Source organism: Kitasatospora sp. RG8 (genome assembly GCF_017813315.1).
GTDB lineage: Bacteria > Actinomycetota > Actinomycetes > Streptomycetales > Streptomycetaceae > Kitasatospora.
The window spans coordinates 37,277-56,797 of sequence record NZ_JAGIYX010000040.1; the positions used below are offsets into that span (position 1 = coordinate 37,277).

The 19,521-nt window shown below is 72.2% G+C and carries 14 protein-coding genes, 1 tRNA gene, 2 pseudogenes and 1 riboswitch; of the genes and pseudogenes, 4 read left to right on the forward strand and 13 right to left on the reverse strand.

What is annotated here, in order from left to right; translation table 11 throughout:
- Positions 1-59: 59 nt before the first annotated feature.
- Positions 60-977 (reverse strand): Bax inhibitor-1/YccA family protein, encoded by a 918-nt coding sequence (locus J5Y04_RS36760; RefSeq protein ID WP_209416880.1) that lies wholly within the window; start codon positions 975-977, stop codon positions 60-62.
- A 144-nt stretch (positions 978-1,121) separates the two neighbouring features.
- Positions 1,122-1,203, reverse strand: a tRNA-Leu gene (locus J5Y04_RS36765).
- A 416-nt stretch (positions 1,204-1,619) separates the two neighbouring features.
- Between J5Y04_RS36765 and J5Y04_RS36770 the strand changes: the two genes are divergently transcribed.
- Both J5Y04_RS36770 and J5Y04_RS36775 read left to right on the forward strand, forming a co-directional pair.
- Complete coding sequence (locus J5Y04_RS36770) at positions 1,620-2,393, forward strand: ABC transporter ATP-binding protein (RefSeq protein ID WP_209416881.1); 774 nt, start codon at positions 1,620-1,622, stop codon at positions 2,391-2,393.
- 47 nt (positions 2,394-2,440) lie between these two features.
- Positions 2,441-4,999, forward strand: coding sequence for an ABC transporter permease (locus J5Y04_RS36775; protein WP_209416882.1), 2,559 nt, complete (start codon positions 2,441-2,443; stop codon positions 4,997-4,999).
- Positions 5,000-5,333: 334 nt separating this feature from the next.
- On the opposite strand, the gene J5Y04_RS36780 is transcribed toward J5Y04_RS36775, so the two are convergent.
- The 7 genes and pseudogenes from J5Y04_RS36780 to J5Y04_RS36815 form a co-directional block, all read right to left on the reverse strand.
- Entirely contained in the window at positions 5,334-6,704 is a 1,371-nt protein-coding gene (locus J5Y04_RS36780) for an NAD(P)/FAD-dependent oxidoreductase (protein ID WP_209416883.1), read from the reverse strand.
- Positions 6,705-7,132: 428 nt separating this feature from the next.
- Positions 7,133-8,074, reverse strand: a complete 942-nt coding sequence (locus J5Y04_RS36785) for a Ppx/GppA phosphatase family protein (protein WP_209416884.1) — start codon at positions 8,072-8,074, stop codon at positions 7,133-7,135.
- Between the two features lie 122 nt (positions 8,075-8,196).
- Positions 8,197-8,718, reverse strand: a pseudogene (locus J5Y04_RS36790) (DUF501 domain-containing protein); the annotation flags it as partial.
- Positions 8,708-9,181 (reverse strand): septum formation initiator family protein, encoded by a 474-nt coding sequence (locus J5Y04_RS36795; RefSeq protein ID WP_245206198.1) that lies wholly within the window; start codon positions 9,179-9,181, stop codon positions 8,708-8,710. The gene J5Y04_RS36795 and the pseudogene J5Y04_RS36790, both read right to left, overlap by 11 nt.
- Before the next feature lie 169 nt (positions 9,182-9,350).
- Positions 9,351-10,637, reverse strand: coding sequence for a phosphopyruvate hydratase (gene eno, locus J5Y04_RS36800; protein WP_209416887.1), 1,287 nt, complete (start codon positions 10,635-10,637; stop codon positions 9,351-9,353).
- A 247-nt stretch (positions 10,638-10,884) separates the two neighbouring features.
- Positions 10,885-11,796 carry a transglycosylase family protein gene (locus J5Y04_RS43350; RefSeq protein WP_305852884.1) on the reverse strand — a complete coding sequence of 304 codons (912 nt, stop codon included), beginning with the start codon at positions 11,794-11,796 and terminating at the stop codon, positions 10,885-10,887.
- 5 nt (positions 11,797-11,801) lie between these two features.
- Positions 11,802-11,972, reverse strand: a riboswitch (cyclic di-AMP (ydaO/yuaA leader).
- A 226-nt stretch (positions 11,973-12,198) separates the two neighbouring features.
- The gene (locus tag J5Y04_RS36815) at positions 12,199-13,515 is read right to left on the reverse strand and encodes a cytochrome P450 (RefSeq protein WP_209416888.1); all 1,317 of its coding nucleotides are present in this window, start codon (positions 13,513-13,515) and stop codon (positions 12,199-12,201) included.
- A 348-nt stretch (positions 13,516-13,863) separates the two neighbouring features.
- On the opposite strand from J5Y04_RS36815, the gene J5Y04_RS36820 reads away from it, so the two are divergent.
- Positions 13,864-14,292 carry an SDR family NAD(P)-dependent oxidoreductase gene (locus J5Y04_RS36820; protein ID WP_209416889.1) on the forward strand — a complete coding sequence of 143 codons (429 nt, stop codon included), beginning with the start codon at positions 13,864-13,866 and terminating at the stop codon, positions 14,290-14,292.
- Positions 14,293-14,431: 139 nt separating this feature from the next.
- Here J5Y04_RS36820 and J5Y04_RS36825 read toward each other — a convergent pair whose 3' ends face one another.
- Together J5Y04_RS36825 and J5Y04_RS36830 are read right to left on the reverse strand one after the other, a co-directional pair.
- Positions 14,432-15,466: a MazG family protein gene (locus J5Y04_RS36825; protein ID WP_209416890.1), complete on the reverse strand. Its 1,035-nt coding sequence runs from the start codon at positions 15,464-15,466 to the stop codon at positions 14,432-14,434.
- Positions 15,467-15,656: 190 nt separating this feature from the next.
- Positions 15,657-16,253 (reverse strand): hypothetical protein, encoded by a 597-nt coding sequence (locus J5Y04_RS36830; protein WP_209416891.1) that lies wholly within the window; start codon positions 16,251-16,253, stop codon positions 15,657-15,659.
- Between the two features lie 217 nt (positions 16,254-16,470).
- On the opposite strand from J5Y04_RS36830, the pseudogene J5Y04_RS36835 reads away from it, so the two are divergent.
- Positions 16,471-17,079: pseudogene (locus J5Y04_RS36835) on the forward strand (phosphatase PAP2 family protein); the annotation flags it as partial.
- A 159-nt stretch (positions 17,080-17,238) separates the two neighbouring features.
- Here the strand turns inward: J5Y04_RS36835 and J5Y04_RS36840 are convergent.
- Positions 17,239-17,964: a response regulator transcription factor gene (locus tag J5Y04_RS36840; RefSeq protein ID WP_209416892.1), complete on the reverse strand. Its 726-nt coding sequence runs from the start codon at positions 17,962-17,964 to the stop codon at positions 17,239-17,241.
- Positions 17,965-17,971: 7 nt separating this feature from the next.
- Positions 17,972-19,465 carry a histidine kinase gene (locus J5Y04_RS36845; protein ID WP_307853490.1) on the reverse strand — a complete coding sequence of 498 codons (1,494 nt, stop codon included), beginning with the start codon at positions 19,463-19,465 and terminating at the stop codon, positions 17,972-17,974.
- Between the last annotated feature and the right edge of the window lie 56 nt (positions 19,466-19,521).

Here is a 19,521-nt window from a genome sequence, read left to right on the forward strand (position 1 = left end):
GTGCCCCGGGACCCGGCGGTGCTTCAGCAGTGCTTCAGCAGTGCCTCAACGGCACGGGATCAGTCGTCGCCGCGCAGGATCGCGATCAGCCGCAGCATCTCGATGTAGATCCAGACCAGCGAGAGGGTGAGCCCGAATGCGGCCCGCCAGGCCTCCTTCTGCGGGGCGCCCTGCGCGATGGCCTCCTCGACGGCGGCGAAGTCCAGCGAGAGGAAGAACGCGCCGAGGCCGATGCCGACCAGGCCGACCACGATGCCCAGCGGGCCCGCGCGCAGCCCCATGTCCGCGCCGAACATCGACGCGACCATGTTGACCATCAGCAGCAGCACGAAGCCCATGGCGATCGAGATGCCGATCCGGGTGTAGCGCGGGGTGACCCGGATCCGGCCGCTCTTGTAGCCGATCAGCATCGCCGCGAAGACCGCCGCCGTCCCCAGCACCGCCTGGATCGCGATGCCCTCCCAGATGGTGTCGAAGACGTGTGTCACCGCACCGAGGGCGAAGCCCTCCAGGCCCGCGTAGAGCAGGATCAGCGGCGGGCTGACGCTCCGCTTGAAGGAGATCACCATGCCGATGACGAAGGCCACCAGGCCCGCGCCCACGGCGACGCCGTAGTTCTCGGCCGGCAGCGCGAACCAGGCCAGCGCGCCGGCGGCGACCAGGGTGAGCAGCGTCATCGCGGTGCGCGCGACCACGTCGTCGAGCGTCATCCGCCCCGTCGCCAGCGGACCGGCGGACGGCGCCCGGTACATCTCCACCAGCTGCTCGTCCGTCAGCTGCTGCTGCCCCGGGGCCTGCTGCGCGTACGGGTTGTTGTCGTACGGATTGTTCCCGTACGGGTTGGTGCCGTACGGGTTGCTCTGACCGTAGGGGTTACCGCCGGACGGGCTCCCGGCCTGCGTGGTGCCGAAACCCGCGTAGCCGGACTCGCGGGTGAACGACCCCTCCCGCGAGAAGACCGGGTTGCTGCTTCTCATTGCTCATTCCCTCCGTGGCGGTACTGCACCGCCCGAACCACAAGGGTAATGGCTTGGCAAAAAAATGGGGATACGCCGCGAGGAGGATCCGTCGAACGGCAACCGGCGGGGACGCCGGATCGGCGCCCCCGCCGGTGAGAGCGGTGCCCGGAGCCGGACTCGAACCGGCACGGCCTCTCGGCCAAGCAGTTTTAAGCTGCCCGTGTCTGCGTTCCACCATCCGGGCGTCCCGTGGACCGGCCCGGCGGTGACGGGGAGTGCTGTTCCGACTCCGTCCCGGGCCATGCCTGAGCCTAGTCGCCCACAACGCCCTTTCGCATGTTCCCAGCCAGGGAAGTTGTCATGTTTCCTTGCCATCTGACGAATAGTTCGTGATTTGGCCATGCGAGGCGCGCTATCCGGCCACGGAGCCCCAATCAGGGTCGGCGTCATACCGGAGGATGAGGGCTTTACCTGGGCGTACGCCCAGCGGTGGTCAGGCCAACCGTCCGGCGGAGCGACGAATAACCATGATCACGTGGCTGAGCATTGAGGTACGGCCGGAAGCCCCCGGGGCCCGGCCGTCCAACGACCTCCCGCCGGCCCCGGCACCGTCCGCAGCCCGCGCCCCGCCCGCAGCCCGCGAACCCAAGGAGCACCCCCGTGACCACGTCGACCGCAACCGCCGTCCGCACCGGCCGGGCGGCCGCCCGCGCCACCGGCCTGAACAAGGTCTACGGGGAGGGGGAGACCCGCGTCGTCGCCCTCGACAACGTCAGCGTGACCTTCCCCCAGGGCGAGTTCACCGCCATCATGGGCCCCTCCGGCTCCGGCAAGTCCACCCTCATGCACTGCATGGCCGGCCTGGACACCGTCTCCTCCGGCTCCTCCACCATCGGCGACACCGAACTCGTCGGCCTCAGGGACAAGCAGCTCACCCAGCTGCGCCGCGACCACATCGGCTTCATCTTCCAGGCCTTCAACCTGCTCCCCACCCTGACCGCCCTGGAGAACATCACCCTCCCGATGGACATCGCAGGCCGCAAGGCCGACAAGGCCTGGCTGGACCGCGTGGTCGAGACCGTCGGCCTCTCCGGCCGCCTCTCCCACCGCCCCAGCCAGCTCTCCGGCGGCCAGCAGCAGCGCGTCGCCTGCGCCCGCGCCCTCGCCGGAAAGCCCGACATCATCTTCGCCGACGAACCGACCGGAAACCTCGACTCCCGCTCCGGCGCCGAAATCCTCTCCTTCCTGCGCAACTCCGTACGCGAACTCGGCCAGACCGTCGTCATGGTCACCCACGACCCGGTCGCCGCCGCCTACGCCGACCGCGTCGTCTTCCTCGCCGACGGCCGCATCGTCGACGAGCTCACCGGCCCCACCGCCGACACCGTCCTGGACCGCATGCGCCGCTTCGACGCCAAGGGCCGCACCAGCTGACGCCCCACCGGCAGCCGCCCCGCCCCTCCACAGCCCCAGGACACCCCATGTATCGCACCGCACTGCGCAACGTGCTGGCCCACAAGGGCCGACTGCTGATGACGGCTCTGGCCGTCATGCTGGGCACCGCCTTCGTGGCCGGCACCATGGTCTTCTCCGACACCTTCGGCAAGGCCATGCGGGACAGCAACTCCAAGAGCTACTCCGACGTGTCGGTCCAGATCGTCGACCGGGCCGCCGGCTCCGGCGCCTCCGCCCGCGAGAAGAGCGAGAAGAGCCCGGCCACCCTGACCGACGCCACCGTCCAGCAGCTCGCCGCCCTCCCCGGCGCCGCCCAGGCCCGCGGCGTGGTCAGCGGCTTCACCGGCGTGGCCGACAAGAGCGGCAACCTGATCGGCCAGGCCTGGTCCGCCAAGGGCGCCAACTTCGCCCCCGGCCCGGACGGCAAGGACACCCGCTACCCGATGGCCGAGGGCCAGGGTCCGAAGAACGCCAAGGAGATCGCGCTCGACCGCAAGACCGCCGAGAAGGGCGGCTACAAGGTCGGCGACACCGTCCGCGTCGGCTCCAACGGCCCGGTCACCGAGGCCAGGCTCACCGGCGTCTTCACCACCGACGACCCGGTGGTGAACACCGGCGGCACGCTCACCCTGTTCGACCGCGCCACCGCCCAGCAGCTGCTGCTGGAGCCCGGCCGCTACAGCGGCATCGTGCTCACCGCCAAGCCCGGCACCACCGAGGACGCACTGCGCGCCGAGGCGAAGCAGAAGCTCCCGGCCGGTCAGCAGATGGACGTCGAGACCGGTCAGGAGCTCAAGGACGACCAGCAGAAGATGATCTCCCGGGGCACCGAGAACATGCGCACCATGCTCCTCGCCTTCGCCGGGATCTCACTCTTCGTCGGCATCTTCATCATCGCCAACACCTTCACCATGCTGGTCGCCCAGCGCACCAAGGAGCTCGCGCTGCTGCGGGCGATCGGCGCCAGCCGCAAGCAGGTCACCCGGTCGGTGCTGATCGAGGCCCTGGCGATCGGTACCGTCTCCGCGCTGGCCGGTCTGGTCGCCGGTGTCGGGATCGGCGCCGGGCTGCAGTCCCTGGTCCACTCGATGGACGACGGCATGCCGACCGCCTCGCTGGTGATCAAGCCGCTGACCGTGACGGTCACCCTGGTGGTCGGCGTCCTGGTGACGGTCCTCTCCGCCCTGCTGCCCGCCGTGCGCGCCTCCCGGATCGCCCCGGTGGCCGCGATGAGCAGCGGCGACCAGCCGAGCAGCCAGAAGAGCCTGGTCGTCCGCAACAGCATCGGCTCGGTGCTGACGGCCGGCGGCGGCGCGCTGATCGCCTACGGCGCCTCCACCGGCGACAGCGGCGGCCGGATGCCGGTCGCGATCGGCGCCCTGCTGGCCCTGGTCGGCATCTTCATCCTGCTGCCGCTGCTCTCCCGCCCGGTGATCGCCCTGGCCGGCCCGGTGCTCGGCAAGCTAGCCGGCACCCCCGGCAAGCTCGCCCGGCAGAACGCGGTGCGCAACCCGCGCCGCACCGCCTCCACCGCCGCCGCCCTCACCATCGGCCTGACCCTGGTCAGCGGCCTGACGGTGATCGGCGCCTCGGTCGGCAGTGCGGTCGACAAGGCCGTCACCAGCGCGATGAAGGCCGACTACCTGGTCTCCGCCGCCAACAACATGAGCCTGTCCGAGAAGCTCCCCGCCGAAATCGCCAAGGCTCCCGGGGTCGCCGCCTCGTCGCCGCTGACCACCGTCTACTGGGAGCTGAACGGCACCACCAAGGCGATCACCGGCCTGAACGCGGACACCTTCGACAAGCTCGTCTCGGTCAAGCTGACCAGCGGCTCCACCGCCTCGGTCGGCAAGGGCCAGCTGCTGGTGGACGAGGACGTCGCCAAGAAGTTCAACGTGACCACCGGCTCGACCATGAAGGTCACCTACCCGGACGAGACCGAGGGCCAGCTCACCGTCGGCGGCGTCTACGAGAAGGGCGGCATGCTCGGCCCGGTCATGCTGGCCAACAGCGAGATCGTCAAGCACGAGCCGCAGCCCTACCTCAACGACGTCCTGGTCAAGGGCGCCAACGGAGAGACCGGCGCGCTGAAGCAGGCGCTCAAGGACGCCACCGGCGCCAACCCGGTCATCGAGGTCAAGTCCAAGCAGGACGTCCGGCACGACTTCAGCCAGACCATCAGCTTCGCGCTGAACATGATGTACGGCCTGCTGGCGATGTCCGTGATCGTCGCGATCCTCGGTGTCGTCAACACGCTGGCCATGTCGGTCTTCGAGCGCAAGCGCGAGATCGGGATGCTGCGGGCGATCGGCCTGGACCGCGGCGGCATCAAGCGGATGGTCCGTCTGGAGTCCGTGGTGATCTCGGTCTTCGGCGCCGGCATCGGCCTGCTGCTCGGCTGCTTCATGGCCTGGGCGATCAACGGCACCCTGAAGTCGACCATGACGGGCCTGACCACCGTCCTGCCCTACGGCCAGCTGCTGCTCTTCCTCGGCCTGGCCGGCGTGGTCGGCCTGGTGGCCGCGATCTGGCCGGCCCGCCGGGCGTCCAAGCTGGACATCCTGGCGAGCATCAAGACCGACTGACGGACCGGCGGGCGGTCAGGCCGCCCGACCGACTCGCCACCCCCACCGGCCCCGGGCACCCCGCCCGGGGCCGGTGTTGCGTTCCACCGCCCGCGGCCACCGGGACGGCCGTCCCCGGCCCGGGCGGACAGGGCAGGGCGAACGGCGGTCACGGCCGCGAACGCGGCAACGCGAAGGCCCCCGCCGGAGGGTTCGGCAGGGGCCTTCGCGTACTTCTGTACTCCGCCCGGTCGCACGGCCGGCTGAGCACCACGGAGGTCGTGGTCCGGCGACATTGCCGGGCGGAGGGCCTCCGACTCATGCCCCGGTGCTCCCACACCGGGGGTGCAGTCGCTTACTTGCTGGCGAGCTCCTTGTCGGCGGCCGGCTTGGCGGCCTCGACCGGCTTCGGCGCGGGCGCCGCAGCCTCCTGGAACGCCTCGAACGGCTTCTCCATCTGGGCCAGACCCACGGTCTCGCGCTTCAGGAACATCGCCAGCGTCCAGTCGGTGAAGACACGGACCTTGCGGTTCATGGTCGGGACCATGGCGCCGTGGTAGCCGCGGTGGAACCACCAGGCCAGGCGGCCCTTGAGCTTGACCTTGCCGAAGAGGATCGCGACACCCTTGTGCAGGCCCAGGCCGGCGACCGCACCGAGGTTCTTGTGCTTGTACTCCTTCTGCGGGAAGCCCCGCATGCCGGAGATCACGTTGTCGCCGAGGACGACGGCCTGACGGCAGGCGTGCTGCGCGTTCGGCGGGCACCAGGCGCCCTCGCCGGAGGCGAGGTCGGGCACCTGGGCGTTGTCGCCGGCGGACCAGACGTAGTCGAAGCCCTGGACCTGGAGGGTCGCGGCGGTGTCGACGTGGCCGCGCGGGCCGAGCGGCAGGCCGAAGTTGGCCAGCACCGGGTTCGGCTTCACGCCCGCCGTCCACACGATGGTGGAGGCGTCGACCTCGACGCCGTTCTTCAGCACCACGTGCTGGTCGACGCAGGAGTCCATCGAGGTCTCGATGAAGACCTCGATGTTGCGCTCTTCGAGCTTCTCCTTGGTCCACAGACCGAGGTCCGGGCCCACCTCGGGGAGGATGCGGTTGGCCGCCTCCACCATGATGAAGCGCATGTCGTCGCGGCTGACGGTCTTGTAGATCTTGGCGGCGTCGCGCGCCATGTCCTCGATCTCGGCGATCGTCTCGACACCGGCGAAGCCACCGCCGATGACGACGAAGGTCAGCGCCTTGCGGCGGATCGCCTCGTCCGTGGTGGACTCGGCCTTGTCCAGCTGCGCCATGACGTGGTTGCGGAGGCTGATGGCCTCCTCCACGGTCTTCATGCCGATGCCGTGCTCCGCCAGACCCGGGATCGGGAAGGTGCGGGAGACCGAGCCGGTCGCGACGACCAGGTACTCGAAGGGCAGCTCGTACGAGTCGCCGGCCGCGGGCTGGATCGTGGCGACCTTGCGGGCGTGGTCCACGCCGGTGACCGCACCGGTGAGCACCTCCGCCTTCTTCAGGGCGCTGCGCAGCGGGGCGACGAGGTTTCGGGGCGCGACGTTGCCGCCGGCCGCCTCGGGAAGGAAGGGCAGGTACGTCATGTACGACCGCGGGTCGACGACCGTGACGGTCGCTTCGCCGTAACGCATCTTCTTGAGGATGCGCATCGCGGCATACAGGCCGACGTAACCACCGCCGACAATGAGGATGCGAGGACGCTCCGTGGTGCTCATATCCGAAAGTATCCAGCACCGTCCGGAGCAGCATTCGTGAGCCCGCTCACAAGCTCCTGGACACCCTGTGCTACACTTCGCGGCCCTTCTGGCGACCCCGGGGTGTCACCTCACAGCCCCCGGGACCCCTCCGTGAGCACGGGCGTTCGGACGGCCCGGCTGAGCTGCAACGATCCGTGCTGCGCCTGGGTTCCCGTGTGTGATTTCGATTTTCAAACCCGCACGGGGGCCGCGCCTGCGATCCAGCGGTCGCCACGCCGACCGCGCCTTCAGTCCCACATTTCGGACGTTGCGGGCATGCGGACACGACGAATGGACGGATCGCCATGTGAAGAAATTCACGAACTTTCTCGCCCGGCTCCGACTGCGCCCCGGCCCCGGGCCCCTCCAGGGGGCTCCGGGGCCGGACGGGTAAGGACCGCAGCCGATCAGGAGGCCATACTCCAGGCGATCCCGTCCAGGATGTCGTGCTCGCTGACGACCACCTCGGCGGCACCGGTCCGCGTCATGATCTCCAGCAGTTCGAGCGCTCCGGCCGCGATCACGTCCACCCGGCCGGGGTGCATCGACGGGATGGCCGCCCGCTGGTCGTGGGTGGCGGCGAGCAGCTCGTCGGCGATCCGGGCCACCTGCTCACGGCTGATCCGCGAATGGTGGATCGCCTCGGAGTCGTACGCCGGCAGGTTCTGGGCGATCGCCGAGACCGTGGTGACCGTCCCGGCCAGGCCCACCAGGGTGGCCGCGCCGGTCAGCGGGACGACCTCCTCGGCCTTGTCCAGCTCGGCCCGCACGTGCGCCCGGGCCTCGGCGATCTGCTCCTCCGAGGGCAGCTCGGCACCGCCGAAGTGCCTCTCGGTCAGCCGGACGCAGCCGATGTCCACCGAGCGGGCCGCCTGGACGTCCGCCCCGCCCAGCACGAACTCGGTGGACCCGCCGCCGAGGTCGAAGACCAGGTACGGCGCGGGGAACTGACCGCCGGTGAGCTCCTTGGTGGCGCCGACGAAGGAGAGGTGCGCCTCCTCCTCGCCGCTGACCACCTCGGGCCCGACACCCAGGATGTCGCGCACGCCCTTGGCGTACTCGTCACTGTTCTCGGCGTCCCGGGAGGCGCTGGTGGCGACGAAGCGGATCCGGTCCGGGCCGACCCCGAAGCCGGAGATGACCTCCGCGTACTCGCGGCAGGCCGCGAAGGTGCGGGCCAGCGCGTCCGGGTGCAGCCGGCCGGTCCGGTCCACGCCCTGCCCCAGCCGGTTGATGATCATCCGACGGTCGAGGTCGGTGATCTCCCCGGTCTCCGGGTCGAGGTCGGCGACCAGCAGACGGATCGAGTTGGTGCCGCAGTCGATCGCGGCGACACGGGTCGTGGTCATTCGCCGGCCTCCTCGGTGCCCTCGGCCGCGGCCCGCTTCGCGGCGCGCTCGGCCGTCTTCTGCTCCTTGGCGGCGATCACCGCCGCGTGGTCCTGCTCCTTGGCCCGGTTGCGCGCGACCCGCTCACCGGCGGCCTCGACCTCGGCCGCGGAGACGCACGGGCCCTTGGCCCACCAGTCCTCCAGCATGCCGATCGCCTCGTCGCCGAGCGGGTTGACGCCCTCTCCGGCCGCCAGCGAGTGGCCGACCAGCACGTGCAGGCACTTCACCCGGTCCGGCATCCCGCCGGCACTCGGGAAGCCCTCCAGCACCTCGATGGCGTCACGGCGGGCGATGTAGTCCTCGTGCGCCTTCTGGTAGGCGGCGGCCAGCTCCGGGTCCTCGGCGAGCCGGGCGGTCTGCTCCTTCATCACGCCGTCCGCCTCCAGGGTGCCGATCAGCGAGGCGGCCTTGGGGCAGGTCAGGTAGTAGAGGGTGGGGAACGGCGTGCCGTCCGCGAGGCGGGGAGCCGTCTCCACGACGTCCGGGTTCCCGCAGGGGCAGCGGTGCGCCACGCCGCGCAGACCGCGCGGGACCCGTCCGAGCTGGGCGGCGATGGCCGCGACGTCGGCGTCGGGAACGGAGGGGTGGTTCTCAGTGGTCATGGGGGGAGCTTGCTCCAGCGGGGGCGGGGGCGGGTGAAGAGGGAGGGGCGAGGGCTGCGGTGTCGGCGGCGTCCACCGAGTCCCAGACGCTGGCGTACCAGGGCTTGGCGGCCTTCGCCTGGGAGGCGGCCGCACCGTCGGACGGGGCGGGCGAGGACGCGGAGGACTTGGCGGCACCCTGGCCGGCCGGGTCCACCGCGATGTACGGGGTCTCCCCCGGCATCGCGTAGTGCAGCCGGGAGCGGGCCTGCGCCTTGACGTACTCCGGGTCCTGCCAGCGCGTCTTCTCCCGGCGCAGCTGCTCGACCTGCTGCCGGGCGTGCTCGGCCTTCGCCCGCTGGGCGGAGATCTCGGAGCGCTGGGAGATGAACTGCCGGGTCGGGTAGGCCAGGATCGCCACCAGTGAGCAGAGCACCAGGACGAGGACGGTCGCCCGGCTCGTGAAGCGAGGCCGGGCCGCCAAGCCCGGAATCCTCCAGCCTGCCATCTCCCGTATCCCCTCCTGGTCGCGACGGTGCCCCGCCGTCCACCCTACGGGGTGAACGGCGGGGCACCGGTCAGGCTTGCGCCGGCGGGCGCGGGTCAGCCCTCGGACGTACGGCGTTCACCGGTCCTCGGGACGACCGTGCGCGTCACTCCGCAGCGCGGAAGCGCGGGAAGGCGCCGCGGCCGGCGTACTCGGCGGCGTCGTCGAGGATCTCCTCGATGCGCAGCAGCTGGTTGTACTTGGCGACGCGCTCGGAGCGGGCCGGGGCACCGGTCTTGATCTGGCCGCAGTTGGTGGCGACGGCCAGGTCGGCGATGGTGACGTCCTCGGTCTCGCCGGAGCGGTGCGACATCATGCAGCGGTAGCCGTTGCGCTGGGCCAGCTCGACGGCGTCCAGGGTCTCGGTCAGCGAACCGATCTGGTTCACCTTGACCAGCAGGGCGTTGGCGGTGCCGGTCTCGATGCCCTTGGCCAGGCGGGCCGGGTTGGTGACGAACAGGTCGTCGCCGACCAGCTGGACCTTGTCGCCCAGCTTGACGGTCATGGCCTTCCAGCCGTCCCAGTCCGACTCGTCCAGCGGGTCCTCGATGGAGACCAGCGGGTACGAGGCGACCAGGTCGGCGTAGTACTCGATGAGCTCGGCGGAGGTGAGCGCCTTGCCCTCGAACTGGTAGGCGCCGTCCTCGTAGAACTCGGAGGCGGCGACGTCCAGCGCCAGCGCGATGTCGCGGCCGGGCACGTAGCCGGCCTTCTGGATGGCCTCGGTGATGAGGTCCAGGGCCTCGCGGTTGCTGTCCAGGTTCGGCGCGAAGCCGCCCTCGTCGCCGAGGCCGGTGGAGAGGCCGCGCTCCTTCAGGACGCCCTTGAGGGTGTGGTAGACCTCGACGCCCCAGCGGACGGCCTCGGAGAAGGACTCCGCGCCGATCGGGGCGATCATGAACTCCTGGATGTCGACGTTGGAGTCCGCGTGCGAGCCACCGTTGAGGATGTTCATCATCGGGACCGGCAGGACGTGCGCGTTCGGGCCGCCCAGGTAGCGGAACAGCGGCAGGTCGCTGGCCTCGGAGGCGGCGTGCGCGACGGCCAGGGAGACGCCCAGGATGGCGTTGGCGCCGAGCGAGGACTTGTCCGGGGTGGCGTCCAGGTCGAGCATGGCCTGGTCGATCAGGCGCTGCTCGGTGGCGTCGTAGCCGACCAGCTCCGGGCCGATCTGCTCGATGACGGCCAGGACGGCCTTCTCGACGCCCTTGCCGAAGTAGCGGTTCTTGTCACCGTCGCGCAGCTCCAGGGCCTCGAAGGCACCGGTGGAGGCACCCGACGGGACAGCGGCACGACCGGTGCTGCCGTCGTCGAGGCCGACCTCGACCTCGACCGTGGGGTTGCCACGCGAGTCGAGAATCTCACGGGCTACGACGACATCGATGGACGGCACGAGGCATCTCCTAGCGGAAGCAGGTTCGACTGACGGTGGGTGCTGTCGGGCGAACGATTGCGGAGTCGTTACGACCAGAGCCTAACCGCACGGGCTCTCGGGGCCACGCTGACCTCGGTCCCGTCTCAGCGTGTGGCCCTGCTACCCCCCGGTAGTTCACCTGGTTGCCCGACGGAAGCCGACCAGATGTGGACGAAGGGGGCCAAATCCGGCCCCCTTCGCCGAGTCACCGTGAGAGAGGTTGCGCTCAGCCGAGGTTGAGCACCTGTCCGGGCATGATCAGGTCCGGGTCGGCGCCGACGGTGCCGCGGTTGCCGTCGTACAGCGCCTGCCAGCCCCCGGGGAGACCCTGGGTGGCGGCGATGCCGGCCAGCGTGTCGCCGGACTGGACGGTGTAGCCGTGGCCGGCGTGCTGCTGGGCCGCGGGGGCGCTCTGCGCGACCGGGGCGGCCTGCGCGGCCGGAGCCGCCTGGGCGGCGCGGTTGTCCTGACCCGCACCCTGGCCGGCGTACTGCTGGTAGACGCTCTGGTGGCTGGTCCAGTACCAGTCACCGTTGCTCTGGTACCAGTACACCTTCGCGTCGGCGTCCCAGCCGCCGTGGCCGGAGAAGTCCGGGGTCGTGGCCTGCTGCTGCCCGTACGGCTGGGCCTGCTGCGCGTGCTGCTGGGCGGCGGGCTTCTGGGCCTGCTGCTGGGCCGGCTTCGGCTGGGCGGGCTTCTGGGCCGGCTTCGGCGCGGCGGGCTTGGCGTCCGAGGCGGTGTCGACCGAGGCCGGGGCACCGCCCTTGCTCAGGCCGGCCTTCTGCGAGCAGACCGGCCAGGCGCCCGGGCCCTGCGAGGCGAGGACCTTCTCCGCGACCGAGATCTGCTGGCCCTTGCTGGCCTGGTTGGCCTGCGGAGCGTAGGACGTGCCGCCGTACGCCTTCCAGGTGCTGGAGGTGAACTGCAGGCCGCCGTAGAAGCCGTTGCCCGTGTTGATGCTCCAGTTGCCGCCGCTCTCGCACTGGGCGACCGCGTCCCAGGTCGAGACGGGGGCCGCCGAGGCGCCGGTGGCGGTGAGGATCGGCATCGCGAGTCCGACGCCGGCCACACCGGCGACTGCGATGGCCTTCTCGGCCTGGGTGCGACGACGGTGACGGCCAGTTCCAACGAACAGCATGAATGGGTCCCTCTCCGCACGCCTGCGAGGTGAGCTGTCGGGTTCGGACCGGGAGGTGGCCCGGCCGCTCGCGCGGAAGGCTTTCTGCCCGCGCGGGCGGCTTCACCCCAAGCCGTGGGGGACGGCAACAAACCTGGTTCCCCCGCCCCTGCCCAGGGGTCTGGTCGGTTTCCCGTGGCACGGCGGGCAGGATTCGGCGTTCCGCGCACGAGGTCCGCAGCTGCGAACTTCAGGGAGGGTAGGCAGATCCTCTTACCAATCACAAGCTCATATCGCCGATATCACACAGAAATTACGGTGAGTGGCTGATCGCCTACCAACGAAGGCGGTATGTCCGCTTTGATGGCGGTTCAACCCCCCTGTTTCGGCGTGTCGGAGACGTCCCGTCAGTGTGTCGAGGCATCAGTCCGTGATGTCGGAGGCCCCGACGGAGGGCTCGTCAGCAGGGACGACGGGCTTCTTCTCGGGAGTGAATTCGACCGGAAGTTCACGAAGTCCACGCATGATCAGACCACCTCGCCAGCGCAGGTTGTCCGGGTTCTCGGCCAGCCGCAGATCCGGCAGCCGGGAGAGCAGGGTGGCCAGCGCCGCCCGCCCCTCGAGCCGGGCCAGCGGGGCGCCGATGCAGTAGTGGATTCCGTGCCCGAAGCCCAGGTGCGGGTTGTCCGCCCGGGCCAGGTCGAGGGTGTTCTCGTCGGCGAACCTCGCCGGGTCCCGGTCCGCCGCCGCGAGCACCACCAGCACCGGATCGCCGACCGGGATCGCCACCCCGCCGATGGTCAGCGGGCTGGTCGCGAACCGCCAGGTGGCCAGCTCCACCGGCCCGTCGTAGCGCAGGAGTTCCTCGATCCCGGTCTCCAGCAGGGAGCTCTCCCCGCGGGCGATCGAATCCTGCAGCAGCGCCCGCTGGTCCGGGTTGCGCAGCAGGCCGTAGGTGCCGTTGCCGATCAGGTTGACGGTCGTCTCGAACCCGGCGAAGAGCAGGATGAAGGCCATCGCCGCGGCCTCGTTCTCGGTCAGGTGCTCGCCGTGGTCGCTGGCCCGGATCAGGCCGGAGATCAGGTCGTCGCCGAGGTCCGCCCGCTTGCGGTGGATCAGCTCCGCCAGGTAGGCGCGGATCCGCTTCACCGCCCGCCCCACACCACCGCGCTGGCCCCCGCCCTGGCCCGGCCTGGTGTGCCGCACCATCATGCCCGCCCAGTCCCGGAAGTCGTCCTGGTCCTCCGCGGGCACGCCGAGCAGGTCGCAGATCGCGTAGATGGGGAGGGGGAAGGCGAACTCGTGGATCAGGTCGGCGCTGCCGCGCTCCGCGAAGCCGTCGATCAGCCGGTCGGTGAGCTGCTGCACCCTCGGCTCGAACTCGGCCACCCGGCGGGGCGTGAACGCCTTCGAGACCAGCCGGCGCAGCCGGGTGTGGTCCGGCGGGTCGATGTTCAGCAGATGCGTCATCAGGTTGGCCTGGCGTTCGCCCGGGATGCCGACCCGGCCCGTGCTGTGGGCCTGCGTGCTGTGGTGGAGCGGGTTCTTGGAGAGCCGGCTGTCGGCGAGGGCCTGCCGGGCGTCCGCGTACCTGGTCACCAGCCAGGCCTCGACCCCGCTCGGCAGGGTGGTGCGGTGCACCGGCTCGTGCTCCCGCAGCCACGCGTAGGCCGGGTACGGGTCGGCGGCGAAGTCCCAGGTGAAGAGCGGCGGGCGGGCGGAATCGGGCTGAACTGGCATGTGTCGACGGTATCCGGTGGGATCCCCGGGGTCCGGGGGGCGGGTTCCCGGAGGTGCGGGGCGTCGGCGGGACGTGCGCGGGACGTCGGCGGGGCGTCGGCGGGACGTCCGTCCGACGGGGCCGGGGGGCGGTTCCTCGGGGTGACGCGGGGCGTCGGCGGCGTGTCGCGGGGCGTCGGCGGGGCGCCTGTTCGAGGGGCCCTGCCGAAGGGTTCCCGGGCGTGGCAGGCGTGAGCCTGGTCACCTGAGGGGTAATCCCTGTTGCGGAGGGTCAGGACAAGCCTACGATCCTCCCGCAAAGCAACACGTGGGCGCCGGTGCGGAGCCGCCCACAGGGAGGAGCGCACCATGCGGGTCACCGGGGCAGTCGTGGTCATCGCCGTACTCGACGGCGGGTCGGGTGCCGATCTCGCACGCCGCTTCACCGCCGCCGGCGCCGTCGGGGTGCTCATCGCCGACCAGCGGGAGGGCGTCGCCGAGGACCTCGCCACCGAGCTCGACCGGCCCGGCTGCCCGGTCGTCGGCGTCTGCGGCGACATCCGCCGCCCCAGCGACGTCGCCGCCCTCGTCGACACCGCCGAGAAGCACCTCGGACCGATCGACCTGTTCTGCGTGGCCGGCCCGGACGGCGAGCGCATCGTCTCCCTCGCCGAGCTGCCCGACCACCTGGACCTGGAGCGGCTCGCCGAGCTGCTCGCACTGGTCGGCGAGGCCATCGGCGAGGTCGTGGTGCCGCAGCAGCGCCGTCCGGTGGAGAACGCCGCCGCGGTCGTCTGACCCGTCCTGCCCGGACGCCGTCCCCCCGGGGGCCGGGAGCCGTCCGGGGGCGGGGACTCGTCGGGGCCGGGAGCCGTCCGTCCGGGCCGGGGGCTCGTCGGGGCCGTGAACCGTCCGGGGGCCGGGTGGTGCCCGGGGTTCAGTCGTTCGGCTTGAGCCCCTCCGCGGCGCGGACGGCGTCCCGGTACCCGCGCGCGGCCGCCCGCAACGCGGCGTCCACGTCCACACCCGCGTCGTGCGCCCGCTGCGCCACGGCCAGCATCAGCGTGCCCGCCGACTCCGCGGTGAGCTCGGCCGGCAGCTCGTACGGCGCGTCGGGCACTCCCGCCACCCCGGCCCGGCGCACCCGTGACACCAGCTTCGCCGCGTACGCCAGCGACGGCAGCCCGGCCGGCACGCCGTCCAGCACCGACTCGCGGTCCGACTTCTCGGCCGCCTTCAGCGTCTCCCAGTTCGCCTCCACCTCGGCGGCGCCCTCGGCCTCGGCGTCCCCGAACACGTGCGGGTGGCGGTACATCAGCTTCTCGACGATGTCCCCCGCCACGTCGTCGATCGAGAACGCGTCGGTGGGGTGCTCCTCGGCGATCCGGGAGTGGAAGAAGACCTGGAGCAGGACGTCGCCCAGCTCCTCCCGGAGCGTCTCGCGGTCCCCCTCCTCGATCGCCTCGACCAGCTCGAAGGCCTCCTCCACCAGGTACTTCACCAGGCTGGCGTGGGTCTGCTCGGCGTCCCAGGGACAGCCGCCCGGCGAGCGCAGGCGGTCCATCACCGAGACCAGGTCCAGCAGGCGCGCACCCGGCAGGTCGTACGAGCCCGGCAGCACCTCGATCTCGGGCACCTCGCCCGCGTGCTCCACCGCGAGGCGCGCCAGCGCGTCGGTCAGCCCCGGGTCACCGTCCGGGCTGCCCAGCCAGACCGTCGGGCCCGCTCCGGCCGGCAGGTCCGTCGGCAGGTCGGTCAGCAGGCGCGCCAGGGCCGGCGCGGAGCCCGGAGGCACGACCTCCACCTCGACACCGGCCTGCCGCACCGCCGCCAGCTGCGGGTTCCCGGCGTCCCCCGCCAGCACCCGCCCCGCCGAACGCAGCGCCTCCCACGCCGGCCACGCCAGCAGGCCGGGGGCCACCCGGTGGGTGGTGGTGAGCAGGATCAACTTGGCGCCCGGAGAATTCGTCACACCCCGAACCTACCCGCCCCGGCCGACGCCCTGCCTCCGCGCTTCCCCGGGGGGAAACACCCGCCCCACGCGCACCCCGCCGACCCATGCGCCGGAAGTCGGCCCCACCGACTTTCCCGTGCGCAGCCCACCAACCCCGCGCACCAGAAGTCGACCCCACCGACTTCCCGTGCGGCCCCTTTCGCTCCGGTCAGGGGGCCAGCCAGGGCGGGGCATCGGGGAGGAGGGCGACCTGGTCCGGGTTCCAGGTGCCGTAGCGGGGGTTGACGTGCACGCGGAGGGCGATGGCCGCGGCGGCCAGGGCGAGGCGGACGGTGGCGTCGCCCACGGGGGTGTCGGCGTCCTGGCCGGCTTCGGCGGCGAGGCGGGTGATGCCCAGCCTGCGGCGGTAGTAGTCGTCGATGCCGCTGCCCGGGACGCCCCGGGACGCCAGTGCCCGGGCGAGCGCTCCGGCCCCGCCGTACCGCTCCTCGTCCGCCGTGCGGGCCGCCGCCACCTCGGTGTTGCCGATGGCCGGCCCCCGCTCCGCCACCGCACGGGCGACCACCGCGTCGAGCACCAGGTCGGAGACGGCCCGCCGGGCCAGCCCGTCCGGCTCCTCCCGGGCGTCCGCCGAGGCGCCCCCTGCCGTGTGCCGCAGTTCCGCGACCCGCGCCTCGACCGTGCCCACCGGGATCCGCCGGCCGTCCAGCACCGCCGCCGTGCCCGGCGTGAGCCTGCCGCCCCCGCACGCCGCCAGCGCCGAGGCGGCGAGCAGGACGCCTGCGACGGCGGTCCGACGGTGCATGGCTGGTCTCCGGGGTGACGGCGGCGCGCGACGGAGGTCCGGTGAGGGGCCCGGCGTTGTCCCGAGGGTAGGGCGGACGGGGCCGGGTCGCGCGGACCGTGACCCGAACGGGTCATCCGCGCGGAACGCAACGACTGTCAACCCTGACGATCGTCCAGGTCTCCCCCTGACTTTCGGGTCGGGCGGCCGCCCGGCCGTCGCTCCTACCGTCCTGGTCATGAGGAACACGGGCAGGAGAGAGACGGTCGGGACGACGGGCCGTCGGGTGGCCGTCGCCGTGGCGCTGCTGGCGGCGGGCACCGGCGTGGTCGGGTGGCTGGCGCCGGCACACGGTGGCACGGGCGCGCCGGCCAGGGTGGTGGACGGCCCGTCCGCCACCCTCTACCGGCGGGTGGCGGACGCCGTCGCCGACGCCCCGCACTGGCTGTCCTCGCTGCTGGAGCCCGCGACCGAGGCCGGCCTGCTGGTACTGGGCCTGCTGCTGGCGCTCTGCTGGTGGAGGGCGCGCGGGCGGCAGGCCGCCGGGCTGGTCGCAGGAGTCGCGCTCACCGGCCTCGGCACGGTGCTCGCGTACGCGGTGAGCGAGGTGCTGAAGGTGGTGATCGACGAGGAGCGCCCCTGCCGGGCGCTGCCCGGCGCGGCCACCGCTCGGTGGGCGGTTGCCGAATGCCCTCCGCCGGGCGACTGGTCGTTCCCGAGCAACCACGCGACGCTGGCCGTCGCCCTGGCGACCGGCCTGGTGCTGCTGCGCCCGCGCCTGGCCATGCTCGTCGTCCCGGTCGGCGGTGCCACCGCCGCGCTGCGGGTGGCTGCGGGCGTGCACTACCCGCACGACGTGGTCGCCGGCTCCGCCCTGGGCGGAGCGGTCACGGCCGCGGTGGTCGTGGCCCTGCTGCCGCTCGCCACGGCAGCGGTGACCGCACTGGCCGGCGTGCGCGTCCTGGGGCCCCTGCTGTTGGGGCACCCGCCGCTCATACCCGCCGGCTCAGGTGCGTGGGCCGCCCGCGCACGTTCCGCCGAGGGTCAGGCCGGCCTCGTGCGCGAGGACGGCGGCGGCCGCCCGGTTGGGCACACCGAGCCGTACCAGGATGGAGCTCACGTGGGCTTTCACCGTCCCCTCCACCACCCCGATCCGGCGGGCGATCTGGCCGTTGGAGAGCCCGGCGGCGACCAACGTCAGCACGTCCCGTTCCCGGGCGGTGAGGGCGGCCACCTGTTCCCTGGCGGAGGCGCGCCGGTCGGCCGGCCCGCCGGCACCGGCGGAGGCCAGGTGGGCGACCACCCGCGCGGCCACCTTGGGTGAGAGGTAGGCGGCACCGTCCGCCACCGCCCGGACACCGGCGATCAGCTCCTCCGGCTCGCCGGACTTGATCAGGAAGCCGTTGGCACCGCCGCCGAGGGCCCGCAGGATGTAGTCGTCCTCGCCGAAGGTCGTCAACATCAGGATCCCGGTGGCGGCGCCGGTCCGGCGGATCTCGGCAGCGGCGCTGATGCCGTCCGCACCGGGCATCCGGATGTCCAGCACGGCGACGTCCGGCCGGTGGCGGCGGACCAGTTCGACGGCGTCCCGGCCGTCCCCGGTCTCGGCGACGATCTCGATGCCCGGATCGGTGGCGAGCACCGCGCGGATACCGGCGCGCACCATCGGCTCGTCGTCGGCGATCAGCACACGGATCGGCGCGGCGGTCGCGTCCCCCTCCCCGCCGCTCATCCGGCACTCACGCGATCAGGGCGTCCAAGGAGATCAGCACGTCGCCCTGGAAGCAGAGCCGGTACGCGTCTCCGGAGCGGTCGTCGTTGAACGGCTTGGCCGTGATGGCGTAGTACTCGCACGTCACACCTTCTCCCCGGGGTGGCGGGTTCCCTGCGGACGGATGGTACGGAAACTGACGCTCCGGCAGAAATCGCTGCACCGTCGCACGGTCCTGGCCGACCCGCAGCAACGCGTAGTCCGCCGGGTCCAGCACGGCGCGGCCGGCGGTGTAGACCGCCCATCCTCGCAGGACGGTGGTGAGCACCAGCACGGTGGCCAGCGGCACCAGGACGACCGCCACCATCATCCGGCCCACCCGGCGGCGGGCGTGGTGCAGTTCGCGGGCCGGCGAGACGGTGACGGGCACGGCGGCGGCGACGGGGGCACCGGAACGCGGAAGGTACGCGGAGACCTCGAAACCGCCACCGCCGGCGCGGGGCCCGTGGCTGAAGGTTCCGCCCGCCAGCCTGACCCGCTCGGCCAGGCCGATCAGGCCCCGGCCGCCACCGCCCGCCCCGGCCGCCGGACCCACCGCTGACGGGCCCCCTGTTGACGGGCCCCCTGTTGACGGGCTCCCTGTTGACGGGCTCCCTGTTGACAGGTCCACCGGCGACGGGCCGTTGACCACCTGGACGCGGGCGCCGTCCGGTGTGTGGGCCACCCGAACAGTGACCGCCGCCCGCGGGGCGTGCTTGGCCGCGTTGGTCAGCGCCTCCTGGACCACCCGGAAGGCGGCGTGCTCGGCTGCGCGCGGCAGACCGTCCGCCTCGCCGGTGACGGTCAGCCCGACGTCCAGGCCCGCCGCGGCCGCCTCCTCGACCAACTGGGCGACGCCCGCGTCGGCCGGGCCCCGGGCGGACGACCCGTCCGCATCGTCCCGCAGGATTCCGATCACCTCCGCCAGCCGCTCCACGGCCGCCCCCGCGCCGGCCCGGATCTCCTGGGCCGCCTCCCGGTGCGGCCCGGCCAGGTCGGGAGCCAGCTTCAGGGCGCCGGCCCGCAGGGCGATCAGGCTCAGGTCATGGCCGAGCGCATCGTGCATGTCCTGCGCGATCCGGGCCCGCTCGCGCAACCGGGCCTGCTCGGCCACCAGTTGCTGCTCCCGTTCCAGCCGCTCCGCCAGCTCCCACCCGGCCCGCACCAGCTCCTGCGACTGCCGCCAGAACCGGCCCACCATCCAGGGCCCCATGCCGGCACAGATCACCAGGGACAGGACCGACGTCCCCGGCACCATCCACCCCGGCACCATCAGCGCCGCCGGCACCCCGACGGCCACCAGGACGACCAGGAGCACCACCGCCGGCCGCGCCCGCTCCATCCGCCACCCGGCCAGGAACGCCGCACCGACCGCCGGCACGGCCCACCAGATGCTCGTCACACTCAGCCCGATCGCCGCCGAAGCCCCCACCAGCAGCCCGCCGTCGACCCGTCCGCCCCACTGCTGTCCATTCGTCCGCACGGTGACGACCCTACGGAGGCCCGGTGCTGCACCGGATCTGCCGAAAGTCATACCCC